The sequence below is a fragment of the uncultured Parabacteroides sp. genome, assembly GCF_947855115.1.
Classification (GTDB): domain Bacteria; phylum Bacteroidota; class Bacteroidia; order Bacteroidales; family Tannerellaceae; genus Parabacteroides.
Genome location: NZ_CANTZW010000013.1, coordinates 1 through 20,657, shown reverse-complemented (window position 1 = coordinate 20,657; position 20,657 = coordinate 1). Strand labels below are relative to the sequence as shown.

Sequence of the window (20,657 nt, the reverse complement as noted above, 5' to 3'; positions counted from 1 at the left end):
TTTAGAAAGTTACACTTACACCTAAAGAGTAGGTACGAGACAACGGATAGAATTGTTTATTATCTATACCCAGGGTATTTTGCCCGGCATCCGTGATATCCGTGATCGTCTGGCTGTTCAACAGGGGAGACAGGCCGGAATATCCCGTTATAGTCGCCACGTTGTTCACGGAGAAACTCAAGCGGATGTTCTTTACATAATCGCTGATTTTCTCGCAATTGAAGTTATAGCCTAACGTGATATAATCAATATTCAAGTAGTTACCCTTTTCCAGCCAATAATCCGTGATGTCTTGGGCGAAGATCATGTCGTCTTGTGCTCCGTCCATCACGTTATAGGTAGGGAACTGGCTCAGGTTCATATAAGACAAGGAAGTACCGTTGAAGATCTTGTGGCCGAAAGCGCCGTTCATCTGTGTTGTCAGGTCGAAACGCTTGTAACGGAAATTCAGGTTCAAGCCCAAGTAATATTTTGGCATGGCCTGCCCGGCTACATAACGGTCGCCGCCATCGTTCGCGTTGAACCCTGCCTCGCCATCGATCGTCTCGTCTACCACGTAAGTACGGTGCCCGTTCGCGTCAGGCTCGCTCAGGCCCAAGCAACGCGGGATGTAGAACACACCCACCGGCTGACCTTCCATCATATATACCACGCTGTTGTTGCCCACGAAACCAGCGCCGCTCATCTCGGCCAAGGCGATGTACTTGGAAGTAGACAAGTCTTGCCCCATGTAAGTCCCGGAGAGGGAATTCAGCGTATTCTTCTGCCAAGAGAAGTTCACGCCCATATTGAACTCGAAGTCTTTCGTCTGCACCAAGCCCGCGTTTACAGCCAGCTCGACACCCGTATTCGTCATCTCTCCCATATTCGCCAACAAGGTCGGGTAAACAAACGGAGGTACCGGAACGGAATAGTTATAAAGCATATCGGTTGTCTTGGAGTGATACCAATCCGCGGTCAATGAGTAGCGACCGTTCAAGATACCGAAATCTACCCCGACATCGAACGTCTTCTTTACCTCCCAGCGTAAATCCGGGTTCGCGTTACGCTGGATACCATACGTAGCCATCGGCGATCCACCCAAAGAAGTCACCCCGGTAGGCTTATACAAGGCCAAGGAGTTGTAAGCCTCGATAGCGTCTTGGTTACCGGTCAATCCATAGCCGGCACGCAACTTAAGGTTGCTCAGCCAATCCACGTCTTTCATAAAGGCCTCCTCATTGATCACCCAAGCGGCAGAAGCCGACGGGAAGAAGCCCCATTTATTATCGGAACCCAGTTTTGAGGAACCGTCCGCACGCAAGTTGGCCGTGATGATATAACGGTTGTCGTACATATAATTCACGCGGGCCATGAAGGAAGCGATACGGTTCTCGTTTTCCAGCGACTCCACATCGCCGTACTTCACGTCGCCACCGGCCTTCAGGTTGTTATAACCGAAATAATCCGTCTCGTAAGCATGGGATTTGGCGGTAAAGCCCGTATAATGATACTTCTGCCCCTCTACCAAAGCCAAAGCGTCGAAATGATGCTTCTCGTTGAAATCCTTCGTATAAGTCAACTGGATGTTACCCATCAAGATATTCTGCTTGTTATCGATACGCTCGGCGTGACCGCCATCGGCCATACTAGCCTTGATATCTTTCGGAAAATAACGCTTATTCTCCTTTACGTTGTAGGTATAAGATCCGAACGTGCTTAGTTTCAATCCTTCCAAGATATTGTAAGTCAGACGGCCATGCACATTCACGTAAGCGTTAGTCTCCCGGTCTTTGATATCCAAACGTCCCATCGGGTTATGGATCTCGTTCGCCATCGGGTCCTCGTCCCAGACACCCTTGTCATTCTTTACGGTCGGGAATGTCGGGTTGTAAGAGGCCGCGGAGTAAAATGTTTTCAAATAATCATTCGTATTATCCAGCTCTTTCAAGGAACCGAACATACCGAACTCGATCTTTAGCTTGTTGTCGAACATATTCTGCATAGCGTCTAGCTTCGCCGTATAATTACGCATGCCGCTATTCTTGATAATACCTTGCTGGTCGATCAGGCCTACAGAGGCACGGTAGTTGGAGTCATCGGTACCCGCCCCGAAAGAAAGGTTATGGTTTTGCGTATAACCTAGCTGCTCGATCTCGTCGAACCAGTTTGAGTTGAATCCCTTATCTGTCACGGTAGTTCCCAATTTCTGGCCGAGCCCGCGGTATTGGTCTGCCGAGAGCATATTCAGATTCTTGTATACATTGCTGATACCGAACGTACCGTTATAGCTCAACGTCTTCATGCCGTTCTTGCCCTTCACCGTCGTCACGACGATCACGCCCGCGGCGCCGCGAGAACCATACTGGGCAGTCTCGGAGGCATCTTTCAAAATCGTGAATGTCTCGATATCGGCAGGAGCGATCGCGTTCAACATATCCATGTCGCCAAACACGCCATCGATAATCACTAACGGATCGTTACCCCCAGACAAAGAACTGGTACCGCGTACGCGGATAGAAGGTTTCGAAGCGGGGTCTCCGCCACTCTGCGTGATAACCACGCCGGCTACCTTGCCTTTGATAGACTCCAGCGGATTGTTGACCACACCCTGATTCATGTCTTCTTTCTTGATACGCTCCACAGCGCCGGAGATCGTGCGTTTGCTACCCGTAGCGTAACCAACCACGACTACCTCGTCTAAGGCCTCCATATCCTCCCCCAATACAATATTCAAAGGTTGTGAGCCTGATATCGTGACTTCCTGCGATTTATAACCGATATAAGAAATCACCAACACGGCCTTATCCGGGGCCTCCAATATAAAATTTCCGTCCATATCGGAAATCGTACCATTGGTAGTACCTTTCTGAAGCACACTGGCGCCGATGATCGGATCGCCGAATTTAGAGTCTTTTACTACACCCTTCACGGTAATGTTCTGAGCATAACCGCTAAAGGAAAGGATAAGTCCTAAAAGAAGTAAGAACAAACCTCTTTCCCGCAAAGAGAAGAAATGCTTTTTCATGCTTTACAATTTAAGATTACTAATTAATTTTATTTATTCTTCGTTTGCATGATAAAACAACCCAGAAAAGAAATCCCCCCCTTTATGAACACAAAAAAAATTCCATAGCAATAAAAGGGGGGGGAAAAGGGAATATAGTTGTTATATAATAAATTGATCCTATAATAAATATAGAATACTTTTGTTACATTTGCCTCAATCTTTATTAAAGCGGCATGTGTGAGCAATTGTATCTAACGGATGATCGTCTTCTTTTCGACAGGATCAAGAGGGGCAACACGAAAGCGTTCGAATACGCTTTCCGCAAGTTCTCCCCCCGCCTGGAAGCGTTTGCCCAAAAATACACGACCGACACGAGAGAGGCCGAGGATATCGTACAAGATGTATTCTTGAAATTATGGGAAAGAAGGGAATTGCTGAGTAATATCTCGCTGGCCTCCTTTCTCTTCATGATGGTTAAGAATAGCTGCTTAAACTACCTAAAGCATCGTCAGATAACCGACTCGATAGAGCAACGGATACCAGACACCGAGGTTGCCGAGCGGTTATACGCCGCCGACTTCGCGCCCGACCCCTCCTCTTTGCTAATGCAAAAGGAACTGTCCGACTCGATAGAGCAGATCATGGAGGAGCTGCCGCCCAAGTGTAAGGAAGCATTCGTTCTCAGCCGTCTGAACGGACTGAAAAACCGGGAGATAGCGGAGCATATGGATATTACGGAAAAAGTGGTAGAGAAACATATTACCCGTGCTCTGAAGCGGTTCCGGGATGGATTAAGGCGTTACGCCCTATTGCTCGGGGCGCTCCTCGGCTTTTGGAAATGGTAATGTAAAGATTTAGTAAAACAGGAAAATGGAGTATAAACAATTCGAACATACAGTCGCACGATACCTGAAAGGTAAGGCTACCCCGGAGGAAGAAGCGCAGTTGCTTCAAGCCATCCGTACCTCCGAGACGTGGGAAACCGCTTTCCGGAAGCAGACCTCCGAATGGAATCCCCTGGAAGAGATCGAGGCGAACCCGGAGACGGACAGGAAATGGAACCGGATCGCTTCCATCATCATCCCGCCGGAATCCCAGGCACGGACAGAGGAGAGAGCAGCCGTTACCTTAACCCCTTCCATCTCCTCTCAAAGAATATGGTTCTCGGCCGTGGCCGCGATCTTATTGCTGCTGGTATCCGGAGTTACCGTCTATTTACTGAGACAAGGCGGGCAGGAAGGACAAGAAAACACCGGCTGGCAAACGATCATGGCAAGGCAGGAGGATCGCTCGATCCTTTTACCCGACGGTAGTTCCGTTTATCTACGGGAGGGTTCCGAGTTAAGTTATCCCGAGGTGTTTGCCTCTTCCGCACGAAAAGTAAAAATCAAGGGAGAAGCCTTCTTCGAGGTCACCCCGAATAGTGGCCGGCCCTTTATCGTAGATGCCTCCGGCTTATCGGTCAAGGTACTGGGAACCTCTTTCAGCGTACAAACCTCAGCCCAAGGAAACGAGATCTCCGTGACCCTGGTAGAGGGAAAGGTAAGCCTGAACGACGCGAGAGAAAAAGAATTGGTACGGTTGTATCCCAACCAAAAAGCCGATTACTCCGTGAACGACGGGCATTACACGGTGACAGAAGTCGATAGCGAACGACTTACCTCGTGGAGAAAAGGGATTATCTCTTATGATAACGCTTCCCTTGACGAGATCGTACGCCTGATCGAACAAACCTATAAGGTCTCGCTCACTTATACACGCCCGGAAAACGATAATCAACGTTTCTCCGGCGCTTTCCTAAAGACACAAAAACTAGAAACCGTATTACAACAAACAAATAAACTCACAGGTACGAACTTGATCCCTGCTCAATGAAGAGATACACGCCACTTTTGTTAACCATCTTATTTCTCCCGCTACTCTTCTCCTGCCTCGATCTGGAAGAAGACCTATACGACCAACTGGAGAAAGAGGATTATTATGTGGATTACGAATCTTTAATGGCTTCTGTCTTGCGTCCTTACGAGCACGCTAAATGGGCAGAGACCGGTTTTTCTTTCTGGTTGCAAGAATTGTCGGCAGACCAACTGGTCATCACCCAAAAACGAGAGCATTGGGAGGACGGGGGCGTATGGCGCATGATCCACCAGCATACGTGGGACACGTACGAGAAGAACAGCGAGCAGATGTGGAACGCTTGCTATGGGGGGATCGGATATTGCAACAACACGTTGGCGGATATCCAAAAGTTATCATATGATAACTTCGGACTCGCAGAGTCCGATAAGCGCCAGCATATCGCCGAGCTGACCGCCCTACGAGCCTACTTCCAGCTTTTACTCCTAGACGCTTTCCGTATCCCCGCCATCTCTCTCACGATGGAAGAAGAGGTTGGTTCCGCCACCCCGTTGGAAAATTTCCGCTTTATAGAAGAAAGCTTATTAAACGCCATCCCCGATCTACCCAAAGCACCCGCCAAGAACCACGAGGGACGTATCACCCAAGGCGCTGCGGCCGTATTATTGATGAGACTCTACTTTAACGCGTCGTGGTACATCGACACACCGATGTGGGAACAGACCGGAGCGCTTTGCGAACGGATCCTAAACGGAGAATTCGGCACTTATTCTCTCGCCCCGGAATGGACCGACTTGTGGAACGCCGGTAATCGAGACTGTCCGGAATTAATCTGGTCTTACCCCCAGTCGCGACAAGTAGGATACGATGATTTCTACTATCTGTTCTTTATGCATTACCAAGCGCCCGAACGATTCGGTTGCGGCAAAGACCTGCCCGCAGCATATAACGGCTGCCACCTCAGCCCTTCTTACGATCCATCCGGCAAGCCGTATCCTTATGCGTTGGGACGCACGTTTTCCAAGTTTCCCGATACAGACCTCCGGAAGAAGAACTTCAAGGTACTCTCGCAAGGTACTTACGAGGGATTATTCCTTTTCGGGCCCCAACAAATATACGATAGCGACCAACTCCAGTATGGCGCCGAGGAATGGGGAAACCACCCGCTCCTTCTCGTAGACCAAGTGGCACGCTATTCCGACAATCTATCCGACGCGGAAAAGGAGACGTTCATAAACGGACAATTATCCTCCGATACCCCGTGGATCGTGCAAGATGAGCGGTTCGCCTCTCTCCCATCCAATATCAAGACCGGCGAGGAGAATACAGGTATCCGCATCGCGAAATATCCGTTTTACCCATCCGGAGACATGGCGTTGATGGCAAACGATCAAGTGGTACTACGGCTCACAGAGGTCTATTATACGCTAGCGGAAGTCTCCTTCCGTCTAGGTGATCCCGCCAAGGCCGAGGCGATCTTAAACCAGATACGCAAACGGTACTATTCGCCGGAAGATTGGGAACAAGTACGCTATCCGGAAGACGGCTCTATCCTTACCGAGCAGGAATTACTGGACGAATGGGGGCGTGAGTTTCTAGCGGAGAAACGAAGGCGCACGGATCTAAACCGGTTCGGCCTATTCACGACCGGTATCTGGTGGGACAAGCAACCCTCCGACAATTATCGCCGTTTCTATCCGGTACCCGCCCGGGCGATATCGGCCAATCCCCTGTTGAAACGCTCGGAAGGATATATCTATTAACCGTTTAATCCACAATATGCGAACCAAGATATACATATCATTTTTAATAGCGATCTCGTTTCTTTGCCTCCCGCATATCCAGGCCCAAGAGATCGAGATGCCCATCACCTTGAACGAACGTGGTACGCCATTGAAGGATGTATTGCGGAAAATAGAGCAACAATCCCCTTATCTTTTCCTATACAACGAGACCCAACTGGATATGAACCAGAAAATCGACAAGAAAATAACCTCGACAGATATCCGTAAAATATTGGATCACCTGTGCGAGCCGATCGGGATTCGTTATGAGATCATGGACGTACAAATCCTGCTGATGCCCAAGACCGGTACGGAACACCCCAAACTTTACCCGATCCCGGTTACAGGCTATGTAACGGACGAGAAAGGGGTTCCCATGGAATTCGTCTCGGTAATCGACCTTCTTTCCGGTAAAGGAGGATTGACGAACGAGGAAGGGTATTTCCGCTTTTTCACGGACAGGGACTCGTGCCGCTTACAAATCTCCCACCTGGCTTATAAACCGGAATTGAGAACGGTGAGGCCTGAAAACCGTCATTTACAGATTCAACTGGCGCCGGCTGTCTTTAATTTGGACGAGGTGGTAGCGATTGGCTACGGAACCTTGGCACGCAAGGAGTTAACATCAGCCGTAGGCTACGTATCCTCGGAACGGTTCTTATCCGGGAAGGTAAATAACCCCATCCAAGGTATCAAAGGCTTGATCGCCGGAATGAGTATATCGGGCTCTTCCTTGTCTGACATAAACTCTATACCGGATATACAGATACGGGGTGCCGGGTCTATTTTAGCCGGAAATAACCCGTTAATCGTGGTAGACGGGATACCCGGGGTATCCTTGAACAGCTTGTCTCTGGCCGAGATCGCCTCCATATCGGTATTGAAAGACGGGTCTTCTGCCGCTATTTATGGATCGAACGGGGCCAACGGGGTGATCTTGATAACGACCAAAAGCGGTAAAGGCTCGGACAAGCTGCAAGCCAATTATCAAACCTACCTAGCCGCCGCTCATGAGTACAACAAACCTCGTATCCTCTCTCCCGAGGCCTTTGTCGCCGCTGGGAGAGATACCGACTTAGGATATCATACGGACTGGCAAGATGCCTTGGTACGCTCTTGCCCCTTGGAGCAAAATCACGATTTATCCATCCAAAACGGCTGGAAAAGCGGGGCGTTCCGTATCTCCATGAATTACAGGGACGGACAAGGGCTAGACATCGTATCTTCCCGACGGGAATATGCCTTGCGTACCCACATCAGCCAAAACCTCCTCTCCGACTATCTGGAGCTAACCGTATCGCTCGCCTATAAAAAACAACATTTGCGGCTGGGTAACCATACAGCTTTCCAGCAGGCGATGCAAGCCAATCCTACCGCCCCGATCTATACCGATGAGGAAAAAACCGAATATCTTTATCCTTCCGGCTTCGAGCGAGATAACCCCGTAGCTTCCCTTAAAGAGGAAAACCGGCAACAAGAGAACCAATTTATAACCGGCTCGCTAACCGCACGGATCAATTGGAGCAAGCCTTTTTATTCGACCGTCATGCTCGCCGAGAACCGGGAAGAGAGCGAGGAGAACGTTTATTGGACCTCGAAAGCAAAAGAATCCGTAGACAATAACCGGAAAGGACGGGCAGACCGTACCTATTCCCAATATATAAACCGCACGTTAGACTGGACGAACCATTATGATAATACATGGGACCAGCATACCGTCAAAGCGATGATCGGCTATTCGTACCAACGCTGGGACAATTCGGGGATGAACGCCGGGAACGCTGATTTCCCTACCGACTTTTTCACATGGAACAACATCGGGGCGGGCTCTTACTTGACCGACGGAAAAGCCACCCTAAGCTCGTTTAAGAATTCCAGCAAGTTGATCAGTGTCTTTGCCCGGTTCAATTATTCCTACCGAGACTTACTCATGCTTTCCGCCTCGTTCCGTAGGGAAGGTTCCAGTAAGTTCGGGGCGAATCATAAATGGGGTAATTTCCCGGCTCTCTCGGGTGGTATACGCCTGAGCGAGCTACCCGTTTTCCAGGCGGGATGGCTAGACGATCTGAAATTCAGGGTAGGTTACGGAGTATCAGGACGCCATAACTTCTCTCCCTACCAATCGCTAGAGACGTATGCCGGAGCGGGCAAGGTCATGGTAGACGGTAAATGGATACAGGTATTCGGGCCAAGCAACAATCCCAACCCGGATTTACGGTGGGAAAAGAGCTTGCATACCAACGTGGGTGCCGAGGCGATCTTATTCAATTCCCGGCTCATGCTCTCCTTGAACGTATTCAAACGCACGACAAAAGACCTCCTGTTCGTCTACAACGCCATCAAGCCTCCCATGATTCATGACAATATCACGACAAACGTAGGGACTATCGACTCCAAGGGATTAGAATGGGAAGTAAACTGGTTGCCCGTACGCACAAAGGCCTTTCAATATTCGGCAAGTCTCACGGGAAGCTTGTTGGGCAGCACGCTGAAAAGCCTTTCCAACGACCAGTTCAAACTAGGTTATACCTACCTGTATGACCTCCCTACCCCCGGTTTACCCGGCCCGGCTATCCGCTTGGAGGAAGGAAAGCCGATCGGCTCCTTTTTCGGCTGGCGTTATGCCGGAACCGATTCCGAGGGGGATATATTGGTATGGAGTAAAGACGGGAGAAAAATCCCGGCCGCGGAACGTACCGAGGAAGACAAGGCTTTTATCGGCAACGGCGTACCGAAAGTGCAACTTTCTTTCGGCAACACGTTTACTTGGAGGAATTTCGACTTGCGGTTGTTTTTCACCTCTTGGCTGGGATACGACCTGCTGAATCTGAAACAAATGTATTACGGGCTGCAAAACGTACCGGTCATCAATCTCTTGGAAGACGCTTATACTCGCAACGATGCCATCAAGGGAGACAAGATCTATTGCGATTATTTTCTGGAGAACGGTAATTTCCTGAAACTAGAGGAATTGACCCTAGGGTACAAAATACCTCTCCCCGACGATAAATGGATTCAATCCCTACACTGCTATTTCTCGGTAAATAACGTATTCACGCTCACCGGATACACCGGAGGTGATCCCGCCAATATCAACGTGAATGGCGTAGAACCCGGTATCGAGACCACCTCTATCTATCCCGTAGCCCGTACCTTCACGCTGGGATTATCCGTACAGTTCTAAGGATACCTGCCGTAACCCGGTTTGTAATACTACAAACCGGCCGAACTTCATTCGGGAAACCTATATTCAACGTTTATTTTGCATGAAAAGCAAGCGCGAAAAGAACAACCTAATCAGTTAATCCCTAACTTTGTGAGCCTAAACAGTAGATAATATGGTACAGAGATTCGATTACTTAGTGATAGGCTCAGGAATCGCCGGTATGAGTTTCGCGCTGAAAGTAGCCAATGAAGGAAAAAGCGTGGCCCTTATCTGTAAGGCCGGACAAGAAGAAGCCAACACATATTTCGCGCAAGGAGGTATCGCTTCCGTAACCAACTTGAAAGTAGATAATTTCGAGAAGCACATAGAAGACACGATGATCGCCGGCGACTGGATCAGCGATCGGGCAGCCGTGGAGAAAGTCGTGCGTGAGGCTCCCGCCCAGATCGAAGCGCTTATCCAATGGGGAGTTAATTTCGACAAAAAAGAAAGCGGGGAATTCGACCTGCATAAAGAAGGAGGGCATTCCGAGTTTCGTATCCTGCACCATGCTGACAACACGGGGGCCGAGATACAGACGAGCTTGATCCGGACGGTAAACGAACATCCCAATATCACCGTATTCACGAATCATTACGCGGTAGAGATCATCACCCAGCACCATATGGGTATCATCGTCACCCGGCATACACCCGGCATCAAATGTTTCGGCGCTTACGTATTGAACGAGGATACGGGCGAGGTACATACATTCCTGTCAAAGATAACCGTTATGGCGACAGGGGGCTGCGAGGCCGTTTACCGGAATACGACAAACCCGTTGGTCGCCACCGGAGACGGTATCGCCATGGTATACCGTGCGAAAGGTGCCGTAAAAGATATGGAGTTTATCCAGTTCCACCCGACCGCTCTGTATCATCCGGGTGATCGCCCTTGCTTCCTTATCACCGAGGCGATGCGAGGCTATGGGGCTGTATTAAGGAACCAGAGCGGCGAGGAGTTCATGCACAAATATGACCCCCGTCTTTCCTTGGCTCCCCGCGATATCGTAGCCCGCGCGATCGACAGCGAGATGAAGCAACGCGGAGAAGATCATGTCTACTTGGACGTGACTCATAAAGACCCGGAACAGACAAAGAAACATTTCCCCAATATCTATAAGAAATGCCTCAGCCTGGGAATCGATATCACGAAGGATTATATCCCGGTAGCTCCGGCGGCGCATTATTTATGCGGAGGTATCAAGGTAGATTTGAACGGACAATCCAGCATCCGTCGCTTATACGCGATCGGAGAGTGTTCTTGTACCGGTTTGCACGGCGGTAACCGTTTGGCCTCAAACTCATTGATCGAGGCGGTCGTATATGCCGACGCGGCGGCGAAACATTCCTTAAGTGTCATGGATCGCTATGAGTTCAACCAAGACGTGCCGGAATGGAACGATGAGGGAACGATCAGCAACGAGGAGCGCATACTGATTACCCAAAGCATGAAAGAGGTAAACCAAATCATGGAGGCGTATGTAGGTATCGTCCGTAGTAATACGCGTTTGATACGTGCGTGGAACCGCCTGGATATTTTATACGAAGAGACTGAGAGCCTGTTCAAGCGTTGCAAGGCATCGCGGGAATTATGCGAGTTGCGCAATATGATCAACGTGGGTTATTTGATCACCCGTCAAGCGATGGAGCGGAAAGAGAGCAGAGGACTGCATTATACGATCGACTATCCTCCAACTAAATAATTGTAACAGAAAAGGGGTTATCCGTTTCGGATAGCCCCTTACTATTACTTACAACTTCGGAATTAAAGGCATAACATTATCCTTATTCCCTAGCCTGAACCTCAAGTTTGCCGGATGATATTTCTTTCCCTTGCCAACTTGTCAGTTCGCTTAATAGTTTTGTTTCATCGGCTCAAAATAAGCTTGCGGATGGGCGCATGCCGGGCAATTAACCGGTGCTTTCTTTCCCTCGAATACGAAACCACAGTTACGGCATTGCCATAGGATAGCCTCATCTTTCTCGAATACCTTATTCTCCGTTACATTCTGCAACAGCTTACGGTAACGCTTCTCGTGCTCTGCCTCTACTTTGGCGATCATCTTGAAAGCTACGGCGATAGCTGGGAAACCTTCTTCCTCGGCGATCTTCGCGAACTCCGGATACAACTCGGCCCACTCCTCGTTCTCGCCATCGGCCGCAGCAGCCAGATTCTGGGCCGTCGTCCCGATTACACCGGCAGGGTAAGAAGCGGTAATCTCAACCATCCCACCTTCCAAGAACTTAAAGAAACGTTTGGCGTGTTCTTTCTCCTGCTCGGCTGTTTCCATGAAAACACCCGCGATTTGCTCGTAGCCTTCTTTTTTGGCCACGCTGGCGAAAAATGTGTAACGACTTCTTGCCTGAGATTCTCCGGCGAATGATTTTAACAAATTTTGCTCGGTACGCGTACCTTTAATACTTTTTTCCATAACGCTAATTTTATGTAGTAAATTAATGAGTCTGCTTGGTATGCCGCTTTCCTTACGGCCAATCAAAAGTAAGAATTTATTTCCAGACCCTATTCATATAAACAATAAATAATATCTATTGTTTTATAGATATAGCTTATTTAACAATAGAATCGTATATCAAGAACAAGAGCGTACAAATTCACACATTATATTAGCATATACTCAATACTAGCATATACTCATCCAATTATTACTAATATTGCGTTTTACGATAAAATTAAAGAAAAAAATAGGGGTATGATAATTGTTTTATGAAAATAATATATATATTTGTCATACATGTCAACGACATGATTGTAGAAAAAAAGCGTTTAGCTGATTTCTGTATAAGTGGAAAAGTCGAAAATTTCATAACGAGTACACAAAAACAGCCTGACGTTCACCCCTTGCGGTATTCGCGGGGGGACGTTTCCTGTTCGTACTACGGGTTTCGGTTCCCTCATTTAAGACAAGGCTAATGCCCTTTCGCTTTTTTGTTTTAACGGGTTTGCTGATAGGGCACAAGCCTAATAATACCGAACGAATCATGGTAAACAAACAAATCGCATCTCCCGTTTTCCTCTCGGCAGTATTTTCAAAATATTGGCGATCCACCGAAAAGAAATATCCTATATTTCATAAGTAAGTAATCACATCATTTCATTATTTACTTAAAAAATAGCCATATACCGGCCCTCATCTGAAGGTCGCATAGTTGTTGTATTCCCATTAAACATGGATAATTAACCGTTGATTCAAATAAATAAATCGAAATATGTCAAATCTTAATCTATTAAATTAACAGCTATGGATAAGAAAATTGTCGGTGCCAACGCAGGAGTAGTATGGCACGCCCTCAACGAGGTGAAGGAAATCTCAATTTCCGAACTGGCAAGGAAGTTGAATATGAGTGTAGAAAGTACCGCGCTGGCAATTGGTTGGCTGGCACGAGAAAATAAGGTTTGTATACAGAATAGAAATGGATCGATCGAGGTTTTTGACGAAAGCCATTTCCCGTTCTGCTTTGGTTGAATTTTTAACATGGCACTTGGTCGGAGATCTAACATACGATAAAGGCTCGTGAAGAATATTCAATGCCTGGTTTTAAACGGAGTTTCCCGGCAAAGGGTAGCTTTCAGGCTACCCTTTGTTTTATAGATCACATTCTCAAACAACTATCACGCTACCGCGCCTATCCACACACGGGTCTCGCCCTACTTATTGTATACTTAATTTTTTGCATCTTCTTTATTTTGTTAACTTTGCGCACTCAAATCAACAGGCAAAAAGAAAATGAAGAACAAATTTGATTTTCAGCCCAAACTCTTTACGGCGCTGAGAAATTATTCCAAAGAGAGGTTCATGACGGATCTCATGGCGGGTATAATTGTCGGCATAGTTGCCTTGCCACTCGCTATCGCTTTTGGTATCGCCTCCGGGGTCAGCCCGGAAAAAGGATTGATCACCGCTATTATCGGTGGTTTCATTGTCTCCCTTTTAGGAGGTTGCAACGTACAGATCGGCGGGCCTACCGGGGCGTTCATCGTGATCGTATATGGTATCATACAGAACTTCGGTATCGAGGGGCTTGCCATCGCGACCGTCATAGCGGGCATTATCCTGGTATTGATGGGCGCTTTGAAACTCGGTACCGTGATTAAGTTTATCCCTTACCCGATCGTCGTAGGTTTCACGAGCGGTATCGCTATCACGATTTTCACTACACAGATGAAAGACTTGTTCGGCTTGACCATGGATAAGGTGCCCGCGGACTTCATCTCGAAATGGATCGCCTACTTCGGGGCGATCGACACGCTCAATCCATGGGCACTCGCCACTGGCCTCGTCAGTATCCTGATCATTACGTTAAGCCCGAGGCTGACAAAGAAGATCCCCGGCTCCCTGATCGCTATCATCGTGATGACAATCGTTGTTTACATCATGCGCAATCATCTGGGGATCACGTGTATCGAGACGATCGGAGATAGGTTCACGATCAATGCCTCCCTACCGGCCCCGGCACCTATCGCGTTCAACATGGAAACGATCAACTTGCTGCTTCCTTCGGCCTTCACGATCGCCGTGTTAGGGGCTATCGAATCCTTGTTATCCGCTACGGTAGCGGATGGCGTGACCGGCGACAAACATAATTCGAATACGGAGCTAATCGCCCAAGGGGCGGCCAATATCATCGTTCCTATCTTCGGGGGTATCCCCGTAACCGGCGCTATCGCCCGCACGATGACGAATATAAATAATGGAGGCCGAAGCCCGGTGGCCGGTATTGTACATGCCATCGTATTATTGCTGATCTTGCTTTTCCTCGGGCCGCTTACCAAGCATATCCCGATGGCTTGTCTAGCCGGCGTATTGATTATCGTATCTTACAACATGAGTGAATGGCGTACGTTCCGCTCCTTGATGAAGAACCCGAAGAGCGACGTGTCGGTCTTGTTGGTGACTTTCTTCCTCACGGTTATCTTTGACCTTACGATAGCCATTGAGATCGGCCTCCTGATAGCGATGCTATTCTTCATGCGCCGTGTGGCCGAGACCACGCACGTATCTGTCACCACGGATGAGATCGATCTTTCCGACGAGGGCGAGATTCATCATGACGAGGAAGTCCTCTCCCTGCCTAAAGGTGTAGAGGTGTACGAGATCGACGGCCCGTTCTTTTTCGGCGTGGCGAATAAGTTCGACAGTGTCATGAAAAACATGGGAGACAAACCTAAAGTCCGTATCATCCGTATGCGTAAGGTTTCGTTCATAGATTCTACCGGTCTGCATAACCTGGAAAGTCTTTTCCGTCTTTCACAAGCAGAGCATATCCATATGATACTTTCGGGTGTCAATGAGCATGTACACCGTGTATTGACAAAATCCGGATTCGATAAGAAGATTGGCGCGGAAAATATTTGCAGTAATATCAATGAAGCAGTAGCGAAAGCAAAAGCTGCCGTACAAGACTAAATCCATATTCAGGGGGCAAGTTGTAGAGACGGGGCGTGCCCCGTCTCATCCCCTCAAAATGGTAATTTAAAGATACTATCAGACAGAAGGGAGACGGGGCACGCCCCGTCTCTACAACTGGGTATATTTCAACAGAGTATTTAAACTGGGTATTTAAACTGGATATTTATTATTCAGGTAGATAAAGCATGTTATTCGGTAAGACGGATTCTTTGATTGTCCGGCTGGAAACCCCGACCTCCAAGGACTCGCCCATATAATCCTCGAAATACAAAACACGTAATTCGTGGAAACCCGCGTCTAACGCGACCTTTCCCTTGGCTAAACGAGCGTTATGGGAACCATCATTATCCACAACCACTTTACCGTCTATAAATAGTTTGGAACCATCATCCGAATAGGTATAAAAACGATATACACCTTTTTCGGGGATATTTATCAACGTACGGAAATCATAAGCGAAATGATCCTTGGCCGGCGCCTCCTGGATGGAGATATTTTTCATCGTGCCTTCTTTCACTTTTGTACCGGAAGCGATCTGATCCGTATGCTTAAACTTACCTTCGTAATAGGTATAAGCTACGCCTTGCTCTTTGGGTTGTACCGTTTTGGCGGGAAGAAACTCCATCGTTTCCTCATCTTTAGAAGTCAGGCCAGACGGGTAATAATAAGTATACTCCCGGCCGATCGGGGTACGGATCCAAGAATCAAACTCAAACTTACCTTCACGCAGCTCTATGATACGACCACCCCGCTCAAAATCTCCATAAGCGTCCCATCCGGATACACGCCCGTAGGCCAACCCCTTATTATAAAGCATTCCTATATAATCGTTTGCGTGATCATGACCGGCAAACGTACACATCACATCTCCCATCTCAAGCAAGGAAGCGAAGAAACCGGTATTGATATCCGGCGAGGTCACCTCACCTTCTTCCATGCGTCCAAGAGTAGTCTCAGCCCCCACGATTTCCTTATACTCCGGCAGAGGGATATGAAAAAAAGCCAAGGCAGGCAACGGCTTGCCGCCATTCTCTCTCGTATAACGGGCACTCTGCTCGCGATACCAATCGATCTGATTGAAGTGAATCCAATCATACGTGCCATAATCCTTTAAAGTAGGATAATCATTCGAATCCAAGCAATAGAGTAAGGCCGCCGGTTTCTTTCCGTCCGAGCCATAAACCGGGACTACATAGTTTCCGGCTCCCTGAATGTCGTCCGGACCTTTCTCACCGATAAAATACGGTGATTGCTTAAGCATTTCGTAAATCTCGCTCTTAGGTACTGTCTCTGCGTCATGATTTCCCATCATGACCGTAAAAGGGATCTTCGCTTCCTCGAAAATACCGATCACGGTTTTCCACCCTTCGACCCCAGGACTAGCGGTAACCACATCACCCGTCAACATAGCCACATCCGGATTCTCCGCTTTTAATACGGATTGTATCGTGGCGACTGTCTTAGCGCATTTAGGTGATTTTTGATCCCAATGGATGTCTGTAAATTGAACGATCTTGAATTTCCCATCCTTGAAAGAAAGCTGTTTTCGCGCGAATAAGCTCATCGGGGCGCAAAAGCACAACAAGGCTATCGCTAATAAAAAAGTCTTTTTCATGTTCTTCGATTTAGTAATTGGGGGCTAAGTTATAAAAAAAAGAGAGCGATGTATAAAAACAGGCTCTCTTCCTTATGTTAAATGTGCCACAATGAAACCCTTGCTGTCAAACAAAAGCTATATACAAATCCGCCAACCGTGTTTTCCGGTCAAAATGCGGGATCTCTTTCACTAACTTCTCACAATCCTCAAGGCTCATTCCCCCTTTAGGCTCTCCCCAATACCAAAGCTTGGGCGCATTCTGTTTTTTACTTGTAGACTCCATAACTTACATTTTTTATTGCTAAGACAGGAAAAAACGAAATACCCCTATCCTTGAAGTATGTAAAAGATTAAAATAAAGTGAATTTATACCCAACAGACAGACCTAGCTTCAAATCTTGGTCATTGATACAATTCTGGAAGTAATTCACTCCCACATAAAACCGTTTTACCTCTATGCCTGCCTCTGCCGTAGCTCCCAGGTTCCAATATTCGCCGGTACCGGTGTAAGCGCCCGCGTTTAATCGAAGATTCACTTTATCGCTCAACGGTATATGGAAAGAAGCGTACACGGGTACAAAAAAATCAATATTCCAATCATCCCCATACGAAAACGAGTGTCCTGCCGTATGCAACAACAATCCCGTTTGTATAGAAAACAACCGCGATTGCGGAAAGTCCAGGTACGCCCCGGTCTGAAGCCCCCATCCGTCTCCTCCCAATATGCCGGTACGAGCTTCTATATCGGCGGCCTGAACACGGCTGAAAGCCATAAACAACATCAACAGAACAAATAACTTCTTCATAACTTACAAAATTATATGATTAAAAATATTAGCTTCTATCCTCAATACTCGCGCTTTCGAACTAAGATTAAAATTTTTTTCCGTAAAGACATCAGAATCTCCTACTGTAGTAAAATCAAAACCTATATCCGAAAGAAATAGTCTCCGCATGATAATTCTCATCTCCGAAAGAATATTCAAAACCTATGCGGACAAAGCAACGCTTTACCTCGACACCTCCCATAGCGGAAAGACCTATTTCAGCGACCTTCCCGTAATCATCGTGTTGATGAAGATAGGTTTGTTTCCAATCATTCGCGAAATACAAACCCAAATAGGGACCAATTCCCGCGAAAAGCCGTACCTCATCAGCAACCTTCCATGCGAAACGGGCACGAACAGGGATCTGGAATTGATGACGGACCAATGATGGTTCCTCGTGAACCGGAAGATCCGCATTTTCCGCAAAAGAAAAACCTCGCTGCGTATAATATAAACCTGACTCTATAGAAAAAGGAGATTTAAACTGATATTCTACAGCCGCTCCTACTTTAATTCCGGGACGCCACTCATAAAATTGCCGACGATAAGCAGACAAACCCAACTCCGGGGAAATACTCAACTGCGCGTTCGCCGTTATCACGCACACAAGGCAAACGATCAATAATCCAATTTTCTTTTTCATAAATACGAATTTAAGCTGTCTCATTTTGTTTTTATTTTTTCCATGTGCGAAGATCAAGCCTATAAAAGAAACGACAAAATATAATACTAAATAATAAACGACAAACACAATTTGTAATCAACTAATATACAATTGATTAAAAATTAGCCAGTAGGACAAGAGATAAAGTTTATATTAATACAAGATACTGTTTATCAGTCTATTATATTTCATTGACAATATAAGCGCATAAATCAAGTTCCTTAGCTATGATTCCCAACCTTTGACGTACACGCTGGCGACGCTTGTTTACCGACTCCGGTTGGATATTTAGCAGGATAGATTCGCCCATCGAATCCAAACCCAGCAAACTCAGATAACAATACCGTAATTCGGCAGCAGACAAGTTAAACGCAGCTAATCGATCCGCTAAAAAAGGATAGACATCATTCGCTTGTGTAATCATATTTTGCCAGTCTTTTTCTGATAATGGAGATTTTGTAACTCCCGGTATCACTTTTTGTGATAGCTTGGTCACTTTTTTCGCAATAGCGGATGATAGGAATAGTTGTCTGCGTTGCTCCGAGATTTTAATTATAAGATTTTCCTTCTCCTGTTTTATCTGTTTACATTCTTTTTCCAATTCATCTCTTGAGCCAAGCCTATTTATCAAGTCACTATTTTCCGATAGTTGAACAGACAACCCCTCTAATTTCTCTTGCTTTATACGCAAAGCATCTTGCAATTTAAATAACTCATTATTTTTTTTCTCCAAATCAATTTGTTGTTCAAATAGTTCTTTGTTTTTCCTTTTAATATTCACTTGATAGACTAACAATAGAAGTAAACAAATAACGATAGAAATCATAAGATAGATATAAAGTTTCTGCCTGTCAGATATTAATCTCATGTTTTCCATCGATATTTTTAAATGTTCATACTCTTTCTCTACTTTTATAATATTTTCCCTATTTAGTATTGTCAAGATAGAATCCGAGGCATTATTATATTCATTCAGATAAAACCAAGCCTTTTCCCAATTACCCTCAGCTTTCTCTAACAGAGAATAACCATAAAGCACGGAAAAACGAGTCATATCATTAAGACTTGGTAGACTGGCTTTTTCCAGACAGATACGGGCATTCTTGAAGTCACCTTCTTCTATATATATATCAGCCAAAGCTCTATAACTAGGTGCGTCATTAAAATCAGACATACCAATAGATCTCCAAAAATATTGCTTGGCAAGTTCTCTATTCCCCCGCATATGATAAATATTACCTAATCCATTAGCAATAGATTCAATATCAGAGGAGTCTCCTACCTCACTAATAATCGTATCTGCCTTTAATAAATATACCAACGCTATTTCCAAAGAATCTGAAAATGCGTACATCCGCCCCACATCCCGCAAGGCGAAAGCCGAGCTTCGCATATTCCCTGCCTTTCGAAAATAAGATTCCGCTTCCTTATATTTGTCCTTTCCAAACAGATAATCCCCATCGAAATCATATAAATCCCCCATATAACTGCTAATATACCCGGCCTGATTATAGTCCTCACAACGCAAGGCGATATCCAACGCCTGCAAATAAGCCTTCATCGCCAGCTCGTTCTCCTTATCTTCCACATACGAACGCCCTAAGTACAAACCTATTTTTGCTTGTTCTTGCCTCGTTCCGTGAGCCTCATAATAGGCTTGCGCACGACGCAATTGATGTACGTAAGGCAGATCCGTATACAGCGTATCCGCCACTCTGCCATACAGCATACACCAACGAGCCAATAATTTATCACTCAAATTATCGGGTATGGCTATACTATCCAATAAAACAAGAGAACTATCCGGATCGGATTTCAACAAGGATTCGGCACGATTGATTAAATATGTGGCTGCACTCTCATCCTTACAACCTATAAACGAAAGCGTAGTTACCAACGATATCAAGATAAGTAAATATCTCATCGGTTCTTCTATTTAGATTCCATGCGCAAGATACACATTTTATACTAAAGCCTAAATCATCCTATAACTTATTGTATATGATTCTTATTTCCCGAACCCTATCCATCGGTTTCCCGGAAAAAGACGTACGTGTTTTCATAAATTCTCGTACGTGCTTTTAAAAAAAGACGTGCGTGTTTTCCCGAAAACATATACGTTTTTTTCTATACCTGATTATCAACCTATTAAAAACGAATGATCAACGATAGGGATATTGTCGGAAATTTACATATCTTCTCTTATTTTGTTACGGTCGTAACAGTTACGGCTGTAACAAAATTAGAAAAAAATGCTGGAACAACCGAGAGAGATGGGAGAAATGACGCTAAAAGACTTTGTA

The 20,657-nt window shown here is 46.3% G+C and carries 14 protein-coding genes; 7 read left to right on the top strand and 7 right to left on the bottom strand.

Going from position 1 to position 20,657, the window contains the following annotated elements; genetic code table 11:
* Position 1: 1 nt before the first annotated feature.
* Positions 2-3,007, bottom strand: a complete 3,006-nt coding sequence (locus Q0110_RS09635) for a TonB-dependent receptor (RefSeq protein ID WP_297905934.1) — start codon at positions 3,005-3,007, stop codon at positions 2-4.
* A 215-nt stretch (positions 3,008-3,222) separates the two neighbouring features.
* Here Q0110_RS09635 and Q0110_RS09630 point away from each other — a divergent pair, with 215 nt between their 5' ends.
* The 5 genes from Q0110_RS09630 to nadB all read left to right on the top strand — a co-directional run bounded on the left by Q0110_RS09630 (position 3,223) and on the right by nadB (position 11,540).
* Positions 3,223-3,834, top strand: coding sequence for an RNA polymerase sigma-70 factor (locus tag Q0110_RS09630; protein WP_297905933.1), 612 nt, complete (start codon positions 3,223-3,225; stop codon positions 3,832-3,834).
* A 25-nt stretch (positions 3,835-3,859) separates the two neighbouring features.
* Complete coding sequence (locus Q0110_RS09625; RefSeq protein ID WP_297905932.1) at positions 3,860-4,864, top strand: FecR domain-containing protein; 1,005 nt, start codon at positions 3,860-3,862, stop codon at positions 4,862-4,864.
* The gene (locus Q0110_RS09620) at positions 4,861-6,609 is read left to right on the top strand and encodes a RagB/SusD family nutrient uptake outer membrane protein (protein WP_297905931.1); all 1,749 of its coding nucleotides are present in this window, start codon (positions 4,861-4,863) and stop codon (positions 6,607-6,609) included. The genes Q0110_RS09625 and Q0110_RS09620 overlap by 4 nt, the downstream gene beginning before the upstream one ends.
* Before the next feature lie 16 nt (positions 6,610-6,625).
* Positions 6,626-9,814 carry a SusC/RagA family TonB-linked outer membrane protein gene (locus Q0110_RS09615; protein ID WP_297905930.1) on the top strand — a complete coding sequence of 1,063 codons (3,189 nt, stop codon included), beginning with the start codon at positions 6,626-6,628 and terminating at the stop codon, positions 9,812-9,814.
* 154 nt (positions 9,815-9,968) lie between these two features.
* Positions 9,969-11,540: an L-aspartate oxidase gene (gene nadB, locus Q0110_RS09610; RefSeq protein ID WP_297905929.1), complete on the top strand. Its 1,572-nt coding sequence runs from the start codon at positions 9,969-9,971 to the stop codon at positions 11,538-11,540.
* Positions 11,541-11,690: 150 nt separating this feature from the next.
* Here nadB and rbr read toward each other — a convergent pair whose 3' ends face one another.
* Positions 11,691-12,269, bottom strand: a complete 579-nt coding sequence (gene rbr, locus Q0110_RS09605; RefSeq protein WP_297905928.1) for a rubrerythrin — start codon at positions 12,267-12,269, stop codon at positions 11,691-11,693.
* An 828-nt stretch (positions 12,270-13,097) separates the two neighbouring features.
* Here rbr and Q0110_RS09600 point away from each other — a divergent pair.
* Together Q0110_RS09600 and sulP are read left to right on the top strand one after the other, a co-directional pair.
* Complete coding sequence (locus Q0110_RS09600) at positions 13,098-13,322, top strand: winged helix-turn-helix domain-containing protein (protein WP_297905927.1); 225 nt, start codon at positions 13,098-13,100, stop codon at positions 13,320-13,322.
* Positions 13,323-13,583: 261 nt separating this feature from the next.
* Positions 13,584-15,263, top strand: a complete 1,680-nt coding sequence (sulP, locus tag Q0110_RS09595; RefSeq protein ID WP_297905926.1) for a sulfate permease — start codon at positions 13,584-13,586, stop codon at positions 15,261-15,263.
* Between the two features lie 169 nt (positions 15,264-15,432).
* On the opposite strand, the gene Q0110_RS09590 is transcribed toward sulP, so the two are convergent.
* The 5 genes from Q0110_RS09590 to Q0110_RS09570 form a co-directional block, all read right to left on the bottom strand.
* Entirely contained in the window at positions 15,433-16,881 is a 1,449-nt protein-coding gene (locus tag Q0110_RS09590; RefSeq protein WP_297905925.1) for a PA14 domain-containing protein, read from the bottom strand.
* Positions 16,882-16,987: 106 nt separating this feature from the next.
* On the bottom strand, positions 16,988-17,146 hold the full coding sequence (locus tag Q0110_RS09585) for a hypothetical protein (protein ID WP_272056962.1): 159 nt from the start codon (positions 17,144-17,146) through the stop codon (positions 16,988-16,990).
* 67 nt (positions 17,147-17,213) lie between these two features.
* Positions 17,214-17,669: a hypothetical protein gene (locus Q0110_RS09580; protein ID WP_297905924.1), complete on the bottom strand. Its 456-nt coding sequence runs from the start codon at positions 17,667-17,669 to the stop codon at positions 17,214-17,216.
* A 115-nt stretch (positions 17,670-17,784) separates the two neighbouring features.
* The gene (locus tag Q0110_RS09575; protein WP_297905923.1) at positions 17,785-18,333 is read right to left on the bottom strand and encodes a porin family protein; all 549 of its coding nucleotides are present in this window, start codon (positions 18,331-18,333) and stop codon (positions 17,785-17,787) included.
* 202 nt (positions 18,334-18,535) lie between these two features.
* Complete coding sequence (locus tag Q0110_RS09570; RefSeq protein ID WP_297905922.1) at positions 18,536-20,278, bottom strand: hypothetical protein; 1,743 nt, start codon at positions 20,276-20,278, stop codon at positions 18,536-18,538.
* Between the last annotated feature and the right edge of the window lie 379 nt (positions 20,279-20,657).

Excerpts from the sequence above, each read along its gene's own strand:
- Q0110_RS09635 (WP_297905934.1), bottom strand. The coding sequence starts at position 3,007 with ATGAAAAAGCATTTCTTCTCTTTGCGGGAAAGAGGTTTGTTCTTACTT.
- Q0110_RS09630 (WP_297905933.1), top strand. The coding sequence starts at position 3,223 with ATGTGTGAGCAATTGTATCTAACGGATGATCGTCTTCTTTTCGACAGG.
- Q0110_RS09625 (WP_297905932.1), top strand. The coding sequence starts at position 3,860 with ATGGAGTATAAACAATTCGAACATACAGTCGCACGATACCTGAAAGGT.
- Q0110_RS09620 (WP_297905931.1), top strand. The coding sequence starts at position 4,861 with ATGAAGAGATACACGCCACTTTTGTTAACCATCTTATTTCTCCCGCTA.
- Q0110_RS09615 (WP_297905930.1), top strand. The coding sequence starts at position 6,626 with ATGCGAACCAAGATATACATATCATTTTTAATAGCGATCTCGTTTCTT.
- nadB (WP_297905929.1), top strand. The coding sequence starts at position 9,969 with ATGGTACAGAGATTCGATTACTTAGTGATAGGCTCAGGAATCGCCGGT.
- rbr (WP_297905928.1), bottom strand. The coding sequence starts at position 12,269 with ATGGAAAAAAGTATTAAAGGTACGCGTACCGAGCAAAATTTGTTAAAA.
- Q0110_RS09600 (WP_297905927.1), top strand. The coding sequence starts at position 13,098 with ATGGATAAGAAAATTGTCGGTGCCAACGCAGGAGTAGTATGGCACGCC.
- sulP (WP_297905926.1), top strand. The coding sequence starts at position 13,584 with ATGAAGAACAAATTTGATTTTCAGCCCAAACTCTTTACGGCGCTGAGA.
- Q0110_RS09590 (WP_297905925.1), bottom strand. The coding sequence starts at position 16,881 with ATGAAAAAGACTTTTTTATTAGCGATAGCCTTGTTGTGCTTTTGCGCC.
- Q0110_RS09585 (WP_272056962.1), bottom strand. The coding sequence starts at position 17,146 with ATGGAGTCTACAAGTAAAAAACAGAATGCGCCCAAGCTTTGGTATTGG.
- Q0110_RS09580 (WP_297905924.1), bottom strand. The coding sequence starts at position 17,669 with ATGAAGAAGTTATTTGTTCTGTTGATGTTGTTTATGGCTTTCAGCCGT.
- Q0110_RS09575 (WP_297905923.1), bottom strand. The coding sequence starts at position 18,333 with ATGAAAAAGAAAATTGGATTATTGATCGTTTGCCTTGTGTGCGTGATA.
- Q0110_RS09570 (WP_297905922.1), bottom strand. The coding sequence starts at position 20,278 with ATGAGATATTTACTTATCTTGATATCGTTGGTAACTACGCTTTCGTTT.